At 71.2% G+C, this 18787-nt stretch carries 24 protein-coding genes; 22 read left to right on the forward strand and 2 right to left on the reverse strand.

Annotated elements, in window-relative coordinates:
- Positions 1-210 precede the first annotated feature (210 nt).
- The 16 genes from ACWEN0_RS26390 (at position 211) to ACWEN0_RS26465 (ending at position 12025) form a co-directional block, all read left to right on the forward strand.
- Entirely contained in the window at positions 211-576 is a 366-nt protein-coding gene (locus tag ACWEN0_RS26390; RefSeq protein ID WP_451978747.1) for a histidine triad nucleotide-binding protein, read from the forward strand.
- An 89-nt stretch (positions 577-665) separates the two neighbouring features.
- A complete protein-coding gene (locus tag ACWEN0_RS26395) occupies positions 666-1739 on the forward strand; it encodes a PhoH family protein (protein ID WP_451978750.1) in 1074 nt (357 codons plus the stop codon).
- Positions 1736-2296: an rRNA maturation RNase YbeY gene (ybeY, locus tag ACWEN0_RS26400; RefSeq protein ID WP_451978753.1), complete on the forward strand. Its 561-nt coding sequence runs from the start codon at positions 1736-1738 to the stop codon at positions 2294-2296. The genes ACWEN0_RS26395 and ybeY overlap by 4 nt, the downstream gene beginning before the upstream one ends.
- A gap of 9 nt (positions 2297-2305) precedes the next feature.
- Positions 2306-3652, forward strand: a complete 1347-nt coding sequence (locus tag ACWEN0_RS26405; RefSeq protein ID WP_451978756.1) for a hemolysin family protein — start codon at positions 2306-2308, stop codon at positions 3650-3652.
- Complete coding sequence (locus ACWEN0_RS26410; RefSeq protein WP_451978759.1) at positions 3645-3983, forward strand: cytidine deaminase; 339 nt, start codon at positions 3645-3647, stop codon at positions 3981-3983. Before ACWEN0_RS26405 ends, ACWEN0_RS26410 begins: the two co-directional genes overlap by 8 nt.
- Positions 3980-4876, forward strand: a complete 897-nt coding sequence (era, locus tag ACWEN0_RS26415) for a GTPase Era (RefSeq protein ID WP_451978762.1) — start codon at positions 3980-3982, stop codon at positions 4874-4876. The genes ACWEN0_RS26410 and era overlap by 4 nt, the downstream gene beginning before the upstream one ends.
- A gap of 177 nt (positions 4877-5053) precedes the next feature.
- Complete coding sequence (locus tag ACWEN0_RS26420; RefSeq protein ID WP_451978765.1) at positions 5054-5443, forward strand: CD225/dispanin family protein; 390 nt, start codon at positions 5054-5056, stop codon at positions 5441-5443.
- 26 nt (positions 5444-5469) lie between these two features.
- Positions 5470-5835 carry a CD225/dispanin family protein gene (locus tag ACWEN0_RS26425; RefSeq protein ID WP_451978768.1) on the forward strand — a complete coding sequence of 122 codons (366 nt, stop codon included), beginning with the start codon at positions 5470-5472 and terminating at the stop codon, positions 5833-5835.
- Complete coding sequence (locus ACWEN0_RS26430; RefSeq protein ID WP_451978771.1) at positions 5832-6287, forward strand: DUF2752 domain-containing protein; 456 nt, start codon at positions 5832-5834, stop codon at positions 6285-6287. The genes ACWEN0_RS26425 and ACWEN0_RS26430 overlap by 4 nt, the downstream gene beginning before the upstream one ends.
- A gap of 181 nt (positions 6288-6468) precedes the next feature.
- Complete coding sequence (locus tag ACWEN0_RS26435; RefSeq protein WP_451978774.1) at positions 6469-7521, forward strand: RDD family protein; 1053 nt, start codon at positions 6469-6471, stop codon at positions 7519-7521.
- Between the two features lie 65 nt (positions 7522-7586).
- Positions 7587-8063: a CD225/dispanin family protein gene (locus tag ACWEN0_RS26440; protein ID WP_451978777.1), complete on the forward strand. Its 477-nt coding sequence runs from the start codon at positions 7587-7589 to the stop codon at positions 8061-8063.
- A 60-nt stretch (positions 8064-8123) separates the two neighbouring features.
- On the forward strand, positions 8124-8885 hold the full coding sequence (gene recO, locus ACWEN0_RS26445) for a DNA repair protein RecO (RefSeq protein WP_451978780.1): 762 nt from the start codon (positions 8124-8126) through the stop codon (positions 8883-8885).
- A 38-nt stretch (positions 8886-8923) separates the two neighbouring features.
- Positions 8924-9736 carry an isoprenyl transferase gene (locus ACWEN0_RS26450; RefSeq protein WP_451978783.1) on the forward strand — a complete coding sequence of 271 codons (813 nt, stop codon included), beginning with the start codon at positions 8924-8926 and terminating at the stop codon, positions 9734-9736.
- The gene (locus ACWEN0_RS26455) at positions 9733-10158 is read left to right on the forward strand and encodes a YbjN domain-containing protein (protein WP_451978786.1); all 426 of its coding nucleotides are present in this window, start codon (positions 9733-9735) and stop codon (positions 10156-10158) included. The genes ACWEN0_RS26450 and ACWEN0_RS26455 overlap by 4 nt, the downstream gene beginning before the upstream one ends.
- A 119-nt stretch (positions 10159-10277) precedes the next feature.
- On the forward strand, positions 10278-11279 hold the full coding sequence (locus tag ACWEN0_RS26460) for a permease (protein WP_451978789.1): 1002 nt from the start codon (positions 10278-10280) through the stop codon (positions 11277-11279).
- Positions 11276-12025: a TIGR03943 family putative permease subunit gene (locus tag ACWEN0_RS26465; RefSeq protein ID WP_451978792.1), complete on the forward strand. Its 750-nt coding sequence runs from the start codon at positions 11276-11278 to the stop codon at positions 12023-12025. The genes ACWEN0_RS26460 and ACWEN0_RS26465 overlap by 4 nt, the downstream gene beginning before the upstream one ends.
- A gap of 11 nt (positions 12026-12036) precedes the next feature.
- Here ACWEN0_RS26465 and ACWEN0_RS26470 read toward each other — a convergent pair whose 3' ends face one another.
- Both ACWEN0_RS26470 and ACWEN0_RS26475 read right to left on the reverse strand, forming a co-directional pair.
- Positions 12037-12462: a Fur family transcriptional regulator gene (locus ACWEN0_RS26470; protein ID WP_451978795.1), complete on the reverse strand. Its 426-nt coding sequence runs from the start codon at positions 12460-12462 to the stop codon at positions 12037-12039.
- Positions 12462-12827: an ArsR/SmtB family transcription factor gene (locus tag ACWEN0_RS26475; RefSeq protein ID WP_451978798.1), complete on the reverse strand. Its 366-nt coding sequence runs from the start codon at positions 12825-12827 to the stop codon at positions 12462-12464. Before ACWEN0_RS26475 ends, ACWEN0_RS26470 begins: the two co-directional genes overlap by 1 nt.
- Before the next feature lie 265 nt (positions 12828-13092).
- Between ACWEN0_RS26475 and ACWEN0_RS26480 the strand changes: the two genes are divergently transcribed.
- The 6 genes from ACWEN0_RS26480 (at position 13093) to ACWEN0_RS26505 (ending at position 18786) form a co-directional block, all read left to right on the forward strand.
- Positions 13093-14178 carry an LPXTG cell wall anchor domain-containing protein gene (locus ACWEN0_RS26480; protein WP_451978801.1) on the forward strand — a complete coding sequence of 362 codons (1086 nt, stop codon included), beginning with the start codon at positions 13093-13095 and terminating at the stop codon, positions 14176-14178.
- Positions 14179-14817, forward strand: a complete 639-nt coding sequence (locus ACWEN0_RS26485) for a class F sortase (protein WP_451978804.1) — start codon at positions 14179-14181, stop codon at positions 14815-14817. It abuts the gene before it with no gap.
- Positions 14818-14910: 93 nt separating this feature from the next.
- Entirely contained in the window at positions 14911-15552 is a 642-nt protein-coding gene (locus ACWEN0_RS26490; RefSeq protein ID WP_451978807.1) for a class F sortase, read from the forward strand.
- An 83-nt stretch (positions 15553-15635) separates the two neighbouring features.
- Positions 15636-17024: a glycine--tRNA ligase gene (locus ACWEN0_RS26495; RefSeq protein WP_451978809.1), complete on the forward strand. Its 1389-nt coding sequence runs from the start codon at positions 15636-15638 to the stop codon at positions 17022-17024.
- A gap of 95 nt (positions 17025-17119) precedes the next feature.
- A complete protein-coding gene (locus ACWEN0_RS26500) occupies positions 17120-18052 on the forward strand; it encodes an ABC transporter ATP-binding protein (RefSeq protein ID WP_451978812.1) in 933 nt (310 codons plus the stop codon).
- Positions 18049-18786, forward strand: a complete 738-nt coding sequence (locus tag ACWEN0_RS26505) for an ABC transporter permease (protein WP_451978815.1) — start codon at positions 18049-18051, stop codon at positions 18784-18786. The genes ACWEN0_RS26500 and ACWEN0_RS26505 overlap by 4 nt, the downstream gene beginning before the upstream one ends.
- Position 18787: the final 1 nt, after the last annotated feature.

Genomic DNA, 18787 nt, shown 5'->3' on the forward strand with positions numbered 1-18787 from the left:
GACCCCCAGGGTCTACCGCGCCGCGGCCCCCTTCCTCGCTTCGCTCGGTCGGGGGCCGCTTTGCGTTCGTTGTGTTTTCTGGGGGTCGGACCCCCAGGCCCCCGCCGGGGCGAGCCCCGGACCCCCGCGTGGGTTCTCGTGTGGTTGGGGGGCGTTGGCGGGTGTGGCTGGGGGCGATGGCGGCTTGCTTGCTGTCGCTAGGGTGCTCCTATGAGCGACAGTGATGCCGAGACTCTCTTCGAGCGGATCATCGGTGGGGAGATTCCTGCCGATGTCGTCTACCAGGATGACTCCACCTTCGCCTTTCGGGATATTCGGCCGCAGGCGAAGGTTCATGTGCTTGTCGTGCCCAAGAAGCGGTATCGGAACGTCGGAGAGCTTGCCGCAGCCGACCCGCAGCTGCTGAGTGATCTTGTTGCCACTGCTCGTAAGGTTGCCGAGCTTGAGGGGATCCTTGAGAGTGGGTATCGCGTGGTCTTCAACACTGATGGGGATGCCGGGCAGACCGTGTTTCACGTTCATGCCCATGTGCTGGGCGGGGAACAGCTGGGGTTCTTCGGCGCGCACGGCGGCTGACCGGTAAACCGGCCTGCGTCCTGTCGGGGGGTGCCAGTAGCATCGGAGGGGTCCGCAGTCCCTCATGCAGAAAGCAGGGCCGAGGCCACGTGGCCGGAACCGTACCGGGTGGAGCCGCCCGACCCGACGTCCCCGGGGACGTCCCGAAGACCGAGGATGCCGCCACCCAGGCCGCGCAGTCCCGGTTCCCCATTCCCGACGCCGCCGCCCTGAGCCTGCTCGGGTCCCGCGACGAGAACCTGCGCGTCGCCGAAGAGCTCCTGGCCGCCGACGTGCACGTGCGCGGCAACGAGGTCACCCTCACCGGCACCCCCGCCGACGTCGCGTTCGCCGAGCGCGTCTTCGCCGAGCTCGTCCAGCTCGCCGGAGGCGGGCAGCAGGTCGGGCCCGACACCGTCCGCCGCACCGTCTCCATGCTCTCCAGCGGAGACGCGTCCCCGGCCGAGGTGCTGAGCCTCAACATCGTCTCCCGCCGCGGCAAGACCATCCGGCCCAAGACGCTCAACCAGAAGCGCTACGTCGACGCCATCGACAAGCACACCGTCGTCTTCGGCATCGGCCCCGCCGGCACCGGCAAGACGTACCTCGCGATGGCCAAGGCCGTCCAGGCGCTGCAGGCCAAGCAGGTCACCCGCATCGTGCTGACCCGCCCGGCCGTCGAAGCCGGCGAGCGCCTCGGCTACCTGCCCGGCACGCTCAACGAGAAGATCGACCCGTACCTGCGTCCCCTCTACGACGCGCTGCACGACATGGTCGAGCCGGAGTCCATCCCGCGGCTCATGCAGGCGGGGACGATCGAGATCGCGCCGCTCGCCTACATGCGCGGCCGTACGCTCAATGACGCCTTCATCATCCTCGACGAGGCGCAGAACACCACGCCCGAGCAGATGAAGATGTTCCTCACCCGCCTCGGCTTCGGCTCCAAGATCGTCGTCACCGGCGACATCACCCAGGTCGACCTGCCCAGCGGGCAGCGCAGCGGCCTCCGGGTCGTCCGCGACATCCTCCACGGCGTCGAGGACCTCCACTTCGCCGAGCTGACCAGCCAGGACGTCGTCCGGCACAAGCTCGTCGGCGACATCGTCGACGCCTACGAGAAGTGGCAGGCCGTGCAGGACGCGCAGCAACAGCAGGGCAACGGCTGGAAGGGCAACCGGCGGTGAGCATCGAGATCGCCAACGAGTCCGGCGTCAACGTCGACGAGACGTCCATCGTCTCGGCCGCCCGCTACGCCCTCGACAAGATGGAGGTCAGCCCGCTCGCCGAGCTGTCCATCCTGCTCGTCACGCTCGACGTCATGGAAGACCTCCACGAACGCTGGATGGACCTGCCCGGCCCCACCGACGTCATGGCCTTCCCGATGGACGAGCTCGACTCCTCCCGCCGCCCGGACGCGCCCGACGCGTCGCCCGCGCTGCTCGGGGACATCGTGCTCTGCCCAGCGTTCGCCAAGGACCAGGCCAAGACCGCGGGCCACGCCCTGATCGACGAGCTGCACCTGCTCACCGTGCACGGCTGCCTCCACCTCCTCGGCTACGACCACGCCGAGCCCGCCGAGGAACGCGAGATGTTCGCCCTCCAGAAGCGGATCCTCGGCGAGTACCAGGAAGCCGTCGCGGCCCTGCAGAAGCGTGACGCCCAGCGCAGCTCCGACGACCGTGTCCTCGGCTTCGCCGGGCTCGACGCCGGCGAACAACCACCCGCCGGGGAAACGCCTTAGGCGCGAGCCATGGTCCAGCTCCTCTTCGCGATCGCGCTCGTGCTCCTCGCGGGCGTGTTCGCCGCGGCCGACGCCGCCATCAGCACCGTCTCGCAGGCCCGGGCCGACGGCCTCGCCCGGCTCGGGCTGCCCGGCGCGCGCCACCTTTCCGCCGTCGTCGCCGAACGACGGCGGCACATCAACCTGCTGCTCCTGCTGCGCCTCGGCTGCGAGCTCACCGCGACGGTGCTCGTCACCGTGGCCCTCGGCACCCGCATCCGGCCCCTCGGGCTCGCCGTGCTGGTCGCCGCGGTCGTCATGGTCGTGGTCAGCTACGTCCTCATCGGCGTCGGCCCCCGCACCCTCGGCCGCCAGCACCCGTACCGCATCGGCCGCTACGTCGCCGGGCCCGTCCGCGTCCTCGGCTCGGTCCTCGGCCCGCTGTCCCGGCTGCTGATCCTGATCGGTAACGCGATCACGCCCGGCCAGGGCTTCCGCGAAGGCCCGTTCACCTCCGAAGTCGAGCTGCGGGAGCTCGTCGACCTCGCCCAGGAACGCGGCGTCGTCGAGGACTCCGAGCGCGAGATGATCCACTCGGTGTTCGAGCTCGGCGACACCGTCGCCCGCGAGGTCATGGTGCCGCGCACCGAGATCGTCTGGATCGAGCGCACCAAGACCGTCCGGCAGGCCCTCGCGCTCGCCCTGCGCACCGGCTTCACCCGGCTCCCGGTGATCGACGAGTCCGTCGACGACATCGTCGGCGTCGTCAACATCAAGGACCTGATGTCGGCGTACATGGACCCGGACGGGTCGAGCACGGTCGTCGACACGCTGATGAACGAGGCGTCCTTCGTCCCCGACTCGAAGCGCCTCGACGAGCTGCTCAAGGAAATGCAGCGCTCGCACAACCACATGGCGATCGCCGTCGACGAGTACGGCGGCACCGCGGGCCTGCTCACCATCGAGGACGTGCTCGAGGAGATCGTCGGCGAGATCACCGACGAGTCCGACGCCGACGAGCGCCCCGAGGTCGAGGAGCTCGACGACGGCGCGGTCCGCGTCTCGTCCCGGATGAGCGTCGACGACCTGGGCGAACTGTTCGGCCTCGACCTCGAAGACCACGACGTGGAGACCGTGGGCGGGCTGCTCGCGGAACGACTGGGTAGGGTCCCGCTACCGGGGGCCGAAGCCGAGGTCGCCGGCCTTCGGCTGTTCGCCGAAGGGGGCAAGGACCGGCGGGGCCGCATGCGGATCACGTCCGTGGTCGTGCACCCGGCCGACGCCGAGGCGATGACCGACCCGGCCGACCGGACCGCGCGCCGCCGCACGCGCCTGCCCCACCCCGACGAACGCGACAGGAGCGTCGAACATGCCTGACCTCGAGGCGGAGGACCAGAAGCTGGTCACCCTCGCGCGGTCCTCGCGCGCCCGCATCCAGGCCCCCGAGGGCGCCGCGGTCCGCGACACCGACGGCCGCACCTACGCCGCGGGCACGGTCGACCAGCCGTCGTTCAAGCTCACCGCGCTCCAGGCCGCGGTCGCCGCCGCGCTCTCCAGCGGCGCCGAAGGCATCGAGGCCGCCGCCGTCGTCTCCGAGGAGGGCCTGCTCAAGGAGGCGTCGGTGCACGCCGTTCGCGACATCGCGAAGTACGCGCCGATCATCCTCGCCGCCCCGGACGGCGAAGTCCTCAAGGTGCTCGAGCGATGACCGAGCACCGCTCCGGCTTCGCCTGCTTCGTCGGCCGTCCCAACGCGGGCAAGTCGACGCTGACCAACGCCCTCGTCGGCACCAAGGTCGCGATCACCTCCAGCAAGCCGCAGACCACGCGCCACGCCATCCGCGGCATCGTGCACCGCGAGGACGCCCAGCTCGTCCTCATCGACACCCCCGGCCTGCACCGCCCGCGCACGCTGCTCGGCGAGCGGCTCAACGACGTCGTGCACGCCACGTGGTCCGAAGTGGACGTCATCGGGCTCTGCGTGCCGGCGAACGAAAAGATCGGCCCCGGCGACAGGTTCATCGCCGCCGAGCTGCAGAAGATCGCGAAGCGCACCCCCGTCGTCGGCATCGTCACGAAGACGGACCTCGTGCAGCCGCAGCAGGTCGCCGAACAGTTGCTTGCCCTGCAGCAAGTGATGGACTTCGCCGAGCTCGTCCCGGTGTCCGCAGTGGACGGTTTCCAGGTCGACACGCTGGCGAAGCTGCTCGTCGAGCGGCTGCCCGAGGGCCCGCAGCTCTACCCGGGCGGCGAGCTCACCGACGAACCCGAGCAGACCCTGGTCGCGGAGCTGATCCGCGAGGCGGCGCTGGAAGGCGTCCGCGACGAGCTGCCGCACTCGATCGCCGTCACCGTCGAGGAGATGCTGCCCCGCGAAGGCCGCGACGACCTGATCGACGTGCACGCTTTCCTCTACGTCGAACGCCCCAGCCAGAAGGGGATCATCCTCGGGCACAAGGGCGAACGGTTGCGCGAGGTCGGTGCCACCGCACGCGGGCACATCGAGCGGCTGCTCGGCTCGAAGGTCTATCTCGACCTGCACGTCAAGGTGGCCAAGGACTGGCAGCGCGACCCGCGCCAGCTGCGCCGGCTGGGTTTCTGACCCGGCCGGGGAGCGTCAGCCGAATTCCTGGTCTCGATTCGGTCGCGGCGGGAGCAAACGCCGGGCACGCGACGTTCCGGCCCCCTACAGTCGCGGCTTCGACCACACCGCAGCCGATCGGGGCGGCGGCGAACCCGGTGGTCGTCCAGGGAGCACGACGAAGGGGAACGACCGACCATGACCGACAGCCAGGGCATGCCCAACTACCCCGGCGACCAGCCGAACCAGCCCGGCGGCCAGCCGAACTACCCCGGTGGGCAGCCGAACTACCCCGGCGGCCAGCCGGGTGGCTACCAGCCGGGCCCGCCGCCCAGCAACTACCTCGTGTGGGCCATCCTCACCACGATCTTCTGCTGCCTCCCGTTCGGCATCGTGTCGATCGTGAAGTCGACCCAGGTCAACAGCCTGTGGGCGCAGGGGCAGACGGCCGCCGCGCAGGAAGCGTCCGAAGCCGCCAAGAAGTGGGCGATCATCTCGGCGATCGTGGGTGTCGCGCTCAGCGTGCTGTACATCATCCTGGTGGTCGCCGGGGCCTTCACCTTCGGCTTCAGCACGTCGTCATACTGACGTAGCCGAGCAGCAGGAGGATTCCGGTGACCGACCAGTACCCGCCGCCGTACCCGCCCCCGGGCGGGCCGCCGCCTCCCGGTTACGGCTACGGCTACGGCTATGGACCGCCGAACTACGGGCCGCCCCCGGACAACAACATGGTGTGGGCGATCCTGAGCACGGTGCTCTGCTGCCTGCCGCTGGGCATCGTCGCCATCGTGAAGTCCAGCCAGGTGAGCTCGCTGTGGTTCCAGGGCTACCACGCCGAGGCGCAGAAGGCCGCGGACGACGCCCGCAAGTGGGCGATGTGGTCGGCCATCTCGATCGGGATCCTCCTGCTGCTCTACGTCATCTTCATCGTGGTCATGCTCGTGGTCGTCGGGGTCAGCGCCGATCGGATCACGCCGTGACGGCGACGACCGTCTACACGGGATTCCCCGCGCACGGCACCAAGGCGAAGCTGCGGGCGCTGGGCCCGCCGCTCGCCGTGGTGGCCGGGCTCGGCGTGTGCTGCGCGGTCGTCTGGGCGGGCGACCCGACCACGCCGGGCGGGTTCCTGCCGGTCTGCCCGACCAAGGCCCTGCTCGGCATCGACTGCCCGGGCTGCGGCGGCCTGCGGATGGCCTACAGCCTGATGCACGGCGACATCCCCGCGGCCGTCCACTACAACGCCGTGTCCTTCGTCGTCGTGCTCCTGTTCGTGTGGAGCATCGCGGCGTGGACCGTCGGACGCCTGCGCGGCCGGGCCGTCGCGAGCTGGCTGCACTGGCGCTGGACGCCGCTGGCGTTTTCGGTCGTGTTCGTCGTCTGGTTCGTCATCCGCAACCTGCCGTTCGCGCCGTTCACCGGTCTGCGCGTCTGAACGATCACGCAGGGGAACCGGAAACGCGCCCCTCGCGTCGGACCCGCGGTCGGGTCACCCGGACAGCGGATGCCTGGGAGGCGCGACCGTCACCGGAGCGAGTACGCTCCCGCGGACCGGACCGATGAGGGCGGATCCGTTCCGCGACGTCGGGGAAGTGACCAGCGAGGGGGAGACCCACATGACCGATCCCTACGGCCAGCAGTCCTTCGGGCAGCCGCCCGGTGGCCAGCAGCCGTTCGGACAGCCGCAGCCGGGCCAGGCGCCGCCCCCGTACGGGCAGCCTGCGCCGTTCGGGCAGCCGGCCCCGTTCGGCCAGCCTGGCACTCCCTTCGGCGCACCGCAGAACTACGCGAACTGGGGCCAGCGCGCCGGCGCCCTGATCATCGACCAGGCACCGGTGCTCGTCATCTACCTCCTCGCGGTGATCCTCATGTTCACCGGCGCGCGGGGCATCGGCTTCCTCCTCTACGGGCTCGGCGGCCTGGTCGGCCTCGGCTGGACCATCTACAACCGGTGGATCCAGCAGGGCAACACCGGCCAGTCGCTCGGCAAGCGCGTCGTCGGGATCAAGCTCGTCGCCGAGCAGACCGGGCAGCCGGTCGGCGTCGGCACGGCCATCCTGCGCGACATCTGCCACATCGTCGACGGCCTGCCCTGCTACATCGGCTACCTGTGGCCGCTGTGGGACGACAAGAGCCAGACCTTCGCCGACAAGATCGTCAACTCGGTCGTCGTGGTCGGCGAAGCCTCGCCGGTGCCCGGCCAGGCGCCGTTCGGCCAGCCCGGCGCGCAGCCGTTCGGGCAGCCCGGCGGCTACCCGCCGCCGGGGCAGCAGCCCGGCCAGTTCGGCCAGCCGTCGTCCGGTGGTTTCCCGCAGCAGCAGCCGCAGTCCGGCGGGTTCGGCCAGCCCGCGCCGGGTGGCTTCCCGCAGCAGCCGCAGGGCTTCGGCCAGCCGCCGGCCGGGGGTCAGCCGCCGCAGCCGGGCGGGTTCGGCCAGCCGCCGGGCCAGCCGCTCGCCCCGCCGCCGGGCGGGTCGCCCTTCGACGAGGTCGAGCGCACCCAGATGCTCCGCCCGGACGCCCCCGCCGGGGGCGGGTCCGCGTTCGACGAGCAGGCCGAGCGCACCCAGATGCTGCGTCCCGAAGGCCAGGGCGACGCCGGTGCGACCCAGAAGATCCAGCCGGGCCAGTTCGGTCAGCCGCCGAACGACCAGCCGCCGCACCAGCAGTAAGCCGTTTCCGCGCACCACCGCCGGGTGACCCGGCGGACGTTCACGAATAGTTGGGGTACAAGTTCATGACCAATCCCTACGGCCAGCAGCAGCCGCCTTACGGCCAGCAGCCGCAGTCCGGCGGTTTCCAGCAGCCGCAGCAGCCCGGCTACGGCACGCCGTCCGGCGGCATGCCCGCGCCCTACGGCCAGCCCGCGCCGTACGGCCAGCCGGCCACCGGTGGCTTCGGCTCCCCGGGCTACGGCATGCCCGGTGGTGGCGGCGACATCAACGCCATCAAGGACTACAAGGGCTGGGCGATCGGCTGCATCTTCCTCTGCTGGATCCTCGCGATCTTCGCGATCATGAAGTCCAACGAGGTCCAGACGTACAAGATGCAGGGCAACTACATGATGGCGGAGCAGGCGTCGAAGACGACCAAGACGCTCTGCCTCATCGCCTCCATCATCGGCGCGCTCGGCTGCGTGTTCGCGATCATCTGGATCATCATCGCGGTCGTGGCGGCCTCCAGCGTCAGCTACTGCTCCGGGTACTACTGCTGATCCTCGCGGTTCTGCGGGGCGCTCCACCCCGGCATCGCCCGAGAGTGGGACGATGTCGGGGTGGTGAACCTCTACCGCGACACCGGCGTGGTGCTGCGGACGCACAAACTGGGTGAGGCCGACCGGATCGTCACCCTCCTCACGCGGCGGCACGGCAAGGTCCGTGCCGTGGCGAAGGGCGTGCGGCGCACGTCGTCGCGCTTCGGGGCCCGGCTGGAGCCGTTCGGCCACGTCGACGTGCAGTTCTACACCGGCCGCACGCTCGACGTCATCACCCAGGTCGAGACCGTCGACGCGTTCCAGCTGCCGCTGGTCGCCGACTACCAGGCCTACACCGCGGCCAGCGCGATCGCCGAAACCGCGGACCGGCTCTCGGCCGAAGAGGGCGAGCCGGTGCTCAAGCTGTACCTCCTCGTCGTCGGAGCGCTGCGCGCGCTCGCCGCGGGGGAGCGCGACTCGTCCCTGGTGCTCGACGCCTTCTTCCTCCGCGCGATGTCCTACGCCGGCTGGGCGCCCGCGCTCACCGAATGCGCCCGCTGCGGCCTGCCCGGCCCGCACAACGCGTTCAGCGTCGCCGCCGGCGGCTCGATGTGCCAGGACTGCCGCGTGCCCGGCTGCGTGCACCCCGCCCCCGAGGTCCTGGACCTGCTCACCGCCCTCCTGCACGGCGAATGGCCGCTGGCCGAGGCGACCCTGGCCGGCACCCGCCGCGACGCGAGCGGCCTGGTCGCGGCCCACCTGCAGTGGCATCTGGAGCGCCAGCTCCGGTCGCTTCCCCTGGTCGAGCGACGCGCCCGGGAAGCGGTGCAGCCCGGGCAGTAGGGTCGGCCTGATCGGTCAACCACCCAGGGAGGCGCCCAGTGCTGCGCAGGGGACGCGAGAACAAGGCGTCGCGATACGAGCTGCGGGCCCCGGATCCGCATCCCTCGGGCGCGAAGCCCCCGGAAATCCCGCGAGAGCTGGTCCCGAAGCACGTCGCGCTGGTCATGGACGGCAACGGCCGCTGGGCCAACCAGCGCGGCCTGCCGCGGATCGAAGGCCACAAGCGCGGCGAAGCGGTGATGATCGACGTCGCGAGCGGCGCCGTGGAGCTGGGCGTCAAGTGGCTCTCGGTGTACGCGTTCTCGACCGAGAACTGGAAGCGCAGCCCCGAAGAGGTGCGGTTCCTGATGGGCTTCAACCGCGACACGATCCGCCGTCAGGTCGACTACCTCGGCTCGATCGGCGTCCGCATCCGCTGGGCCGGGCGGCGGCCGAAGCTGTGGGCGTCGGTGATCAAGGAACTGCAGGCGGCCGAAGAGAAGACCAAGCACAACACCGCCCTGAACATGACGATGTGCGTCAACTACGGCGGCCGCGCCGAGCTGGGCGACGCGATGCAGCGGATCGCGCGGGACGTCGCCGACGGCAAGCTCGATCCCGGCAAGGTCACCGAGAAGACCATCGGGAAGTACCTGTACCAGCCCGAAATGCCGGACGTGGACCTGTTCCTGCGGCCCTCCGGCGAGCAGCGGACGTCGAACTTCCTGCTGTGGCAGTCGGCCTACGCCGAGATGGTCTACCAGGACACGCTGTTCCCGGACTTCGACCGGACGCACCTGTGGCGCGCCTGCCTGGAGTTCGCGAAGCGGGACCGCCGCTTCGGCGGCGCGGTCGACCAGGCGTCGTCATGAGCGCGACCGAAGCGGCCGAGACCGCGGAGCTGCTGACGCAGGCGAAGGACGCCCTCGAGCGTTACCTCGAAGTGCGCGTCGACGACGACGGTGCGCTGACGTTCTCGCACGGCGACGTCCCGTGCGTCATCCAGGCCACCCGGCTCGGCGAGGGGCTCACCGTGCTCTCGCTGACCTGCGTGGTCGGCTGGGACCTGCCGGACCGCCCGGAGCTGTCGGTCGCGGTCGCCGAGCGCGCGGGCCAGGGGCTCTTCGGCACGCTCGGGGTGGGCCACTCGGACAACGGCCTCGACGTGACGCTGCGGTACGCCTTCCCCGCGGCCGGGCTGGACGAGGCGGCGCTCGGCACGTTGCTGATGCTCGTGGTGTCGACGGCCTCGCAGCTGCGGACCGATCTGCCCGGAATCGCCCCCGGCGAGTAACCCACACGGGCTGTCCGGTTCGCCGCGAACGGCGAATTCCCGCCGGAATCCGGCGCTTTTCGACCGTTCGCGGCTGTGCGGTGCTCTCGCTGCCGGACCCGGCTGGCATCATCGCCGTCGTGAACATCGTTTCCGACAACCCGCGGCGGACCCGGCGGTTCCGGGTCAGCTCGGTCGAGGTGCTGTGCGCGATCCTGCTGGTCGCGATCCTCGGCCAGGGCTGGCTGCAGCAGGCGTTCGACGTGCCCGCGCTGCGCACCGGCTCGACCGTGTTCGTCGCCGTCTGCGTGCAGGCGCTGCCCTTCCTGGTGCTGGGCGTGCTGATCAGCGGCGCGATCGCGGCGTTCGTGCCGGCCCGCGTGCTGGAGAAGGTGCTGCCGCGGCGGGCCGGGGCGGCGGTCGGCGTCGCCGGGCTGGCCGGCGTCGCGCTGCCGGGCTGCGAATGCGCTTCGGTGCCGGTGGCGCGGCGGCTGATGGGCCAGGGTGTGGCCCCGGCGGCGGCGCTGACGTTCCTGCTGGCGGCGCCGGCGGTGAACCCGGTGGTGCTGGTGGCCACGGCGGTGGCGTTCCCGGGCAAGCCGGAGATGGTCGTGGCGCGCTTCGCGGGTTCGCTCGCGACGGCGATGGTGATGGGCTGGCTGTGGGCCCGGTGGGGCAAGCTCGAGTGGATCACCGAGCGCGCGCTGCGGCGCTTGCCGGACGTTTCCGACGGCCACCGCTGGCGCGTCTTCGCGGAGACGGCCCGCACGGATCTGGTGGAGGCAGGCGGTTTCCTGGTGCTGGGGGCGCTGATCTCGTCGGCGCTGAACGTGCTGGTGCCGGCGCGCTGGTTCGGCGTCCTCAGCGACCAGCTGGTGCTGGGCATCGTGGTGATGGCGGTGCTCGCGGTGGTGCTGGCGCTGTGCAGCGAGGCGGACGCGTTCGTGGCGGCGTCTCTGACGGCGTTGCCGCTGCTGCCGAAGCTGGTGTTCCTGGTGGTGGGGCCGGCGGTGGACGTGAAGCTGTTCGCGTTGCAGGCGGGCACGTTCGGCCGGTCGTTCGCGATCCGGTTCGCCCCGGTGACCTTCGTGGTGGCGGCGGTGTGCGCGGTGGCGGCCGGGCTCGTGGTGGGGCTGGTATGAGGCGCGAGACGCAGAACATCCTGCTGGTCCTGCTCGGCGGCGCGCTGGTCAAGATCGCGGTGAACGGCGACTACCTGCGCTACGTCAAGCCCGCGCAGCAGCCGTGGGTCATCGCGGGTGGCGCGGTGATGGTGGTGCTGGGTGTGGTGGCGATCGCGCGTGACCTGCGGGCGGCGCGGGCGAAGGTCGCGGCGGGGGCGGAGCCGGGCACGGCGCCGGACGGGCCGGACCACGGCCACTCGCACTCGGCCCGGCCCGCGTGGCTGCTGCTGGTGCCGGTGCTGGCGGTGTTCCTGGTGGCCCCGCCCGCGCTGGGCGCGGACTCGGTGATCCGCACCGAGGCCCGGGTCCCGGCGAGCGCGGCGGCGGCCAACGCGGCGGCCTTCCCGCCGCTGCCGGCGGGCGCCGTGGTGCCGCTGCCGGTGAACGAGTTCGTCACGCGCGCGGGCTGGGACGCGGCGGGCACGCTCAACGGCCGCACTATCTCCCTGACGGGCTTCGTCGTGCACACGAACGGCACAACGTTGTTGGCGCGCTTGGTGATCAGCTGCTGCGCGGCGGACGCGTTCCCGGTGACGGTCCACCTCCGCGGCGGCGAAGCCGACCACTTGGCGACCGACGCGTGGATCCAGGTGACCGGCCAGGTGGTGCCGGGAACGGCGACGAGGAACAACAGCTACACGCCGGACTTCACGCTGTCTTCGATCGAGACGGTCCCCACGCCGAAGGACCCGTACGAATACTGAGCCTCCGCGGCTCAGTGCTCGGCGCAGGTCCCGGTGATCTCCACCGTGTGCGAGATCTGCGAAAAGCCGTTCTCGGCGGCGATCTTCTCGGCCCACCGCTCGACCGCGGGCCCCTCGACCTCCACCGTGCGGCCGCACACGCGGCACACCAGGTGATGGTGGTGGTGCGCGGAGCAGCGGCGGTAGATCGCTTCGCCCGAATCCGTGCGCAGGACGTCGATTTCGCCGGCCTCGGAGAGGGACTGCAGCGTGCGGTACACCGTCGTCAGGCCGATGCCGTCGCCGCGCTTGCGCAGCTCGTCGTGCAGCTCCTGGGCCGACCGGAAGTCGTCGACGGTGCTCAGCAACTCGACGACCGCGGCCCGCTGGCGGGTCGATCGGCGCCCGGGCACCGGGGCCTGGCCGCGGTGTGCGGCGGGCTGGGCGGCGGGGGTCATCACTTTCCTTCCTGCACGTGGGCGACGGCGTCGACGACGATGTGCGCCAGGTGGTCGTCGGCGAGCCGGTAGACGACCTCGCGGCCGCGCCGCTCGCCCTGGACCACGCCGGCCGTCTTCAGCACCCGCAGGTGCTGGGAGATCAGCGGCTGCGCGACGTCGAGGGCGTCCACCAGCTCGTGCACGCACCGGTCGGCCGCGCGCAGCTGCAGCACGATCGCGATCCGGACCGGCGCCGCCAGCGCGCGCAGCAGGTCGCCGGCGTCGCTCAGGACCGCCGACGGCGGGTGGGCCGGTGCCGCGGCCACCGCCGGCGCGCACTCCGCGAGACCCGGCTGGGCGCCGCCCCCGGTCACCGTCGCCATACCCGCCTCCACCCTCGTCGCCGCGACATGAATTCCGTAGTCATTGCCGATAACGGCGCCACCCATCCTAGTGTTCCCCCGGGACGCGCCCCGCTCCGTCACCGGGGCTACGGGCTACGGCCGGTCGTATTACTCCATTCGGGTGAGTTCGTGGGGAATTGCCTCTTCGGCTTCGCATGTCGTGGCCGACGGTGCAAGGTTGTCGCGGAGCGTTTCGTCGCTTCTCGTACGCTGACGACCCGCCCGAGCAGAGCAGTGGGGAGACATGACCCGTTTCGTGACGAAGGCGGCTGTCCTGACGGCCGTGCTGTTCCCGCTGGTCGGAGCCGGGGTGGCCGGTGCCCAAGCGCAAGGGGTCGACGAGAAGACCGGACCGGTTTCGTTCGCGAACGTCGCGTCCGTCCGGATCTCGAGCGCGGGCCAGCCCGGCGGGGCCCTGATCACCGAGACGCAACGCTCGCCGCTGCTGCCCGGCCAGTCGAAGCTCGGCGCGGACCGCGTCTCGGTTCCCAAGGACGACGGCGAGCGCGCCACCTTCGGCGGGCACTACCAGATCGACCTCGGCCACTACACCAACGGGAACCCGTACCCGCCGGGCGTCGCGATCCGTGACCACAACGTCGTCGCCGCGCTGCAGGCGACCACCGTGCCCACCGCCGTCGCCGAGACGAACTACGCGCTGCGCGACAACTCGCGCGGCGGGGCGAACGCGACCGACAACACCGTGCTCGTGCTCGAGGGCGCGAAGACGTCGGTCGACTGCACCGCGCCGTCGAAGCTCACGGGTACCTCGACGGTGACCCGGCTGTGGGTGCGCCAGGGCGGCGGCCTCGGCATCGTCCCGATGCCCGGCGGCACCGCGGGCCTGGAGCTGAAGAACCTGCGCCTGGGCCCGCCCGGCGACATCACGAACGCGTCCAAGGACACCTCGGTGTCCGACCTCAGGCTGACCCGCGTCTCCGCGTTCGACCAGCTGATCCGCCAGGACGGCTGGCGCGGCGGCGACTACACCGCCGTCGCCGGCTGGCACGTCGAGATCACCACGCACGTCAAGGACGCGGCGGGCACCGCGTTGCAGGACGTCGTGACGAACATCGTGCTCGGCGGGGTCAGCTGCTCGATCCCGAAGGGCTTCGTCGCGAAGGACGCCGGCGGCACCGGCGGCGGCACGAGCGCGACGCAGGCCGCGGTGCCGACGCAGGTCCCGGCCGGCTACCTCGGCGCGGCCGAGCCCGACACCGGCAGTGACGGCTCGCGCGTCCCGCTCGGCATCGGCCTGCTGTTCGGCGGGGTGTTCTTCGCCGCCGTCGCGCTGCTGCTCGGCAGGCGGCGCAAGTCCGGGACGGACTAGGTGCTGCGCACCGGGCTGGCCGCTGTCGCGGCGGCGCTGGCCGTCGCCGCCTTCTCGGCCGGCGTCATCCTGCTGACCTGGCTGCCGCCCAAGCAGCCGTCGCTCGCGGCCCCGGCGCCCGGTTCGCTGCCGGGGGAGAACGCGGCCCCGGCCGTGCTGCCCGCGGACAGCGAATCGGCCGCGCAGCAGCGTCCGGGCACGGTCCGGCTGCCCGACGGCGCCACCGCCCGCCTGGTCCGCACCGAGCTGACCGACCAGGGCGTGCTGCCGATCCCGCGCGGCCTCGGCGACGCCGCCTGGTGGGGCGCCAAGCTGGGCGCGGCGCACGGGGCGTCGCTGCTGTCGGGGCACGTGAACTGGGAAGGGCGCCGAGGGCCGTTCGACGAGCTCTGGCGCATGCGCGACGGCGACGACATCAGCGTGGTCGACGCGCGCGGCGGCCGCTGGCTCTACCGCGTGTACGACGTCGTGACGCTGCCGAAGGAGGCGCTGCCGGCGCAGGCCGCGAAGTGGTTCGGCCAGGACGGCCCGCACCGCCTGGTCCTGGCGACCTGCGGCGGCGACTACGTCGGCGGCACCGAGGGCTACGACGAGAACCGCCTGGTCACGGCGAAGCTGGTGACCCGCCCCACCGCCTGAACCAGCCGCGGCGCCGGGTTCGGTGCAACCTCCCGCGCCCGCCGCCGCATGTCTGTCTTCGCAACGGCACGACCAGCGAAGGAGCACAGGCGCATGCAGGAGCGGAACCCGGCGGAGCGGAAGAAGGGCTCCGGCCGCTGGTGGATCGTCGGGGTCGCCGGCGCGTTCGTGGTCGCGGCGATCGTCGCGACCCTGCTCATCTTCACCGGAAAGGATGAACCCGCGGTCGCGAACGGCACGACCACGCCCGTCGCCGCCGCGGACCGGCCGGCGCAGCGGGACACCGGACAGGCGCCCGTGCGGCTCAGCCTGCCCGGCGGCGGCACCGCCGAGCTGGTCCAGGAGGACCTCGACCAGGCCGGCGCGCTCAAGATCCCCGAAGGCCTCGACGAGGCCGCCTGGTGGGGTGCGAAGCTCGGCGCGGACCACGGCGTCGCGCTGCTGTCCGGGCACGTGAACTGGAAGGGCAAGAAGGGTCCGTTCACCGAGCTTTGGCAGGTCAAGCAGGGTCAGGAGGTCAAGCTGACCGACGCCGCGGGCGGCGCCTGGGTCTACCGCGTCGACGCGACCGAGACGATCCACAAGTCGGAGCTGGCCGGGCGCTCGGCGCAGCTGTTCGACCCGGACGGGCCGCACAAGCTGCTCCTGGTCACCTGCGGTGGCGAGTACGTCGGCGGCAGCGAGGGCTACGAGGACAACCGGGTCGTCACGGCGTCGCTGGTGTCCCGGCCGTAACCTGCGCGAAAAGACGTGGGCACCGGCGGATACCCTTGAGGTTCTAGTCCGATAACCGTCCCCGCATGCTTCCGGAGCGTGGAGTGCCCACGAACACCATCGATACCGTAGTCAGCCTGTGCAAGCGCCGTGGTTTCGTCTTCCCCAGCGGGGAGATCTACGGCGGTACCCGCTCGGCGTGGGACTACGGGCCGCTCGGGGTCGAGCTCAAGGACAACATCAAGCGCCAGTGGTGGAAGACGGTCGTGCAGGGCCGGGACGACGTCGTCGGCCTCGACTCGTCGGTGATCCTGCCGCGCCAGGTGTGGGTGGCTTCGGGGCACGTCAACGTGTTCACCGACCCGCTGATCGAGTGCCTGTCGTGCCACAAGCGCTTCCGCGCCGACCAGCTGGCCGAGGAGTACGAAGCGCGCAGCGGCAAGCAGACGACCGAGGACGACCTGTCCGACGTCCCCTGCCCGAACTGCGGCACGCGCGGCAAGTACACCGAGCCGCGGGACTTCAACATGATGCTGAAGACCTACCTCGGCCCGGTGGAGTCCGAAGAGGGCCTGGCCTACCTCCGCCCGGAGACGGCGCAGGGCATCTTCGTGAACTTCCTCAACGTCCAGACGACGTCGCGGAAGAAGCCGCCGTTCGGCATCGGCCAGATCGGCAAGTCGTTCCGCAACGAGATCACGCCGGGCAACTTCATCTTCCGGACGCGCGAGTTCGAGCAGATGGAGATGGAGTTCTTCGTCGAGCCGGGCGAGGACGAGACCTGGCACCAGTACTGGATCGACCAGCGCACGGAGTGGTACACGGACCTCGGCATCAAGGCCGAGAACCTGCGCCACTACGAGCACCCGAAGGAGAAGCTCTCCCACTACTCGAAGCGCACCGTCGACATCGAGTACCGGTTCGCGTTCAACGCGGGCCAGGAGTGGGGCGAGCTGGAAGGCATCGCCAACCGGACCGACTTCGACCTGACCACGCACTCGAACCACTCGGGCGTGGACCTGTCGTACTTCGACCAGGCGGCCGGGCAGCGCTACCGCCCGTTCGTGATCGAGCCCGCGGCGGGCGTCGGCCGGTCGATGATGGCCTTCCTCGTCGACGCCTACCACGAGGAAGAGGCGCCGACGGCCAAGGGCACGGTCGAGACCCGCGTGGTGCTGAAGCTCGACCCGCGGCTTTCGCCGTTCAAGGTCGCGGTGCTGCCGCTCTCGCGCAACGCAGACCTGACCCCGAAGGCGAAGGACGTCGCGGCGACGCTGCGCAAGCATTGGAACGTCGACTTCGACGACGCCCAGGCGATCGGCCGCCGCTACCGCCGCCAGGACGAGATCGGCACGCCGTACTGCGTCACGGTGGACTTCGACTCGCTCGAGGACCAGGCCGTCACGGTGCGCGAGCGCGACTCGATGTCGCAGGAGCGCATCGCGATCGACAAGCTGGAGTCGTACCTGGCCGCGCGCCTGATCGGCTGCTGAACACCCCGGGGCCCCGGATACCCCTGACACCTGTCACGGTCAGGTCGTGACGCACGGTCTGGGGATCCGGGCCGCCGGGGCGGCAGCCTGGGGGCATGCGAGAAACAGACTCCCAGGCGGTGGCGGCGGGGGCCGCGGTCCACCTCACCGGCCTGCGCAAGCACTACGGCGACGTGGCCGCGGTCGACGGCGTCGACCTCACGATCGCCCCGGGCGAGGTGGTCGCCCTGCTCGGCCCGAACGGCGCCGGCAAGTCCACCACCGTCGACATGATCCTCGGGCTGACCAAGCCCGACGCCGGCGACGTCCGCGTGTTCGGGCGGAAGCCGATCGACGCCGTCCGCGCCGGCCTGATCGGCGCGATGCTGCAGGGCGGCGCGCTGATGGACGACCTGACGGTCGCGGAGACCGTCGGCATGGTCGCGGCCCTGCACCGCAAGCCGATGCCCCTGGCGCAGGCCCTGCGCGCCGCGGGCGTCGAGGAGCTGGCCGGCCGTCGCGCGAACAAGCTCTCCGGGGGCCAGAAGCAGCGCGTGCGCTTCGCCGTCGCCCTGGTCAGCAACCCCGACCTGCTGGTCCTCGACGAGCCGACCGCCGCGATGGACGTCGGCACGCGGCGCGAGTTCTGGCAGTCGATGTACTCGTTCACCGAGTCCGGCCGCACGGTCCTGTTCGCCACCCACTACCTCGAAGAGGCCGAGGAGTTCGCCGACCGCGTCGTGCTGATGCGGCGGGGGCACGTCGTCGCCGACGGTTCGGTCGCCGAGGTCCGGGCGCTGGCCGGGGGCCGCACGCTGCGCGCCGCCGTCCCGGGCGCCACCGAAGCCGTGATCGCGGCCCTGCCCGGCGTCAAGGAGTTCGAGCTGCGCGGCGACCGCGTCGCCATCTCCAGCGGCGACTCCGACGCGACGCTGTGGGCGCTCAAGGCCGCCGTCCCGGGCGTGCACGACGTCGAAATCGGCGCTGTCGGCCTCGAAGGCGCCTTCCTGTCCCTGACCGCCGACGAGCCCGCGGAGACCGTGCGATGACCACCTACCTGTTCACCGAGATCCGCCGCAACTTCCGGCAGCCGCGGTTCCTGGTCTTCGTCGTCGCCTTCCCGGTGTTGATGTTCCTGTTGCAGGCCAACGTCTTCACCAAGGCGGGCGCGCCGGACCACGCCGCGATCGCCGCGGTGATCATGATCAACATGATGACGTTCGGGACGTTCGCCGCGGCCAACACCAGCGGCGGCCGGCTCGCCCTGGAACGCGCGCTCGGCTGGCAGCGGCAGCTGCGGCTGACGCCGCTCACCGGCACCGGCTACCTCGCGGGCAAGGGCCTGTCCGGCATGCTCGTCGGGCTGCCCGCGCTCGTCCTCGTGCCACTGCTGGCCGTGACCGTCGAAGGCGTGCACCTCGACGCGGCGGGCTGGGTCCGGATCTTCGCCGGCGTCTGGCTCGGGACGATCCCGCTGGTCCTGCTCGGCCTGCTGATCGGGCAGTTCGGCACCCCGGAGACGATGCAGCCGATCAGCATGATCGTCACCCTCGGTATGGGCTTCCTCGGCGGTCTGTGGATCCCGCTCGAAGGCATGCCGGCCTGGATGCACGACGTCGCGCAGATCATGCCGACGTACTGGGTGCTGCAGGTGGCGCGGCCCGCGGTGACGACCGACATGGTGGTCTCGCTGCCGACGGCCGTGGGCGTGCTCGCGGCGTGGACGGTCGTGCTGGGGGCGCTGGTGATCAGGCGTTACCGTAAGGACAGCGCCCGCGTTTGAG

The organism is Amycolatopsis sp. NPDC004378, assembly GCF_053602455.1.

Coding starts and splice junctions, on each gene's coding strand:
- ACWEN0_RS26440 (WP_451978777.1), top strand. CDS start 7,587: ATGACCAATCCCTACGGCCAGCAGCAGCCGCCTTACGGCCAGCAGCCG.
- ACWEN0_RS26490 (WP_451978807.1), top strand. CDS start 14,911: ATGCAGGAGCGGAACCCGGCGGAGCGGAAGAAGGGCTCCGGCCGCTGG.
- ACWEN0_RS26420 (WP_451978765.1), top strand. CDS start 5,054: ATGACCGACAGCCAGGGCATGCCCAACTACCCCGGCGACCAGCCGAAC.
- ACWEN0_RS26455 (WP_451978786.1), top strand. CDS start 9,733: ATGAGCGCGACCGAAGCGGCCGAGACCGCGGAGCTGCTGACGCAGGCG.
- ACWEN0_RS26470 (WP_451978795.1), bottom strand. CDS start 12,462: ATGACCCCCGCCGCCCAGCCCGCCGCACACCGCGGCCAGGCCCCGGTG.
- ACWEN0_RS26465 (WP_451978792.1), top strand. CDS start 11,276: ATGAGGCGCGAGACGCAGAACATCCTGCTGGTCCTGCTCGGCGGCGCG.
- ACWEN0_RS26505 (WP_451978815.1), top strand. CDS start 18,049: ATGACCACCTACCTGTTCACCGAGATCCGCCGCAACTTCCGGCAGCCG.
- ACWEN0_RS26410 (WP_451978759.1), top strand. CDS start 3,645: ATGCCTGACCTCGAGGCGGAGGACCAGAAGCTGGTCACCCTCGCGCGG.
- ACWEN0_RS26390 (WP_451978747.1), top strand. CDS start 211: ATGAGCGACAGTGATGCCGAGACTCTCTTCGAGCGGATCATCGGTGGG.
- ACWEN0_RS26435 (WP_451978774.1), top strand. CDS start 6,469: ATGACCGATCCCTACGGCCAGCAGTCCTTCGGGCAGCCGCCCGGTGGC.
- ACWEN0_RS26480 (WP_451978801.1), top strand. CDS start 13,093: ATGACCCGTTTCGTGACGAAGGCGGCTGTCCTGACGGCCGTGCTGTTC.
- ACWEN0_RS26500 (WP_451978812.1), top strand. CDS start 17,120: ATGCGAGAAACAGACTCCCAGGCGGTGGCGGCGGGGGCCGCGGTCCAC.
- ACWEN0_RS26405 (WP_451978756.1), top strand. CDS start 2,306: ATGGTCCAGCTCCTCTTCGCGATCGCGCTCGTGCTCCTCGCGGGCGTG.
- era (WP_451978762.1), top strand. CDS start 3,980: ATGACCGAGCACCGCTCCGGCTTCGCCTGCTTCGTCGGCCGTCCCAAC.
- ACWEN0_RS26475 (WP_451978798.1), bottom strand. CDS start 12,827: ATGGCGACGGTGACCGGGGGCGGCGCCCAGCCGGGTCTCGCGGAGTGC.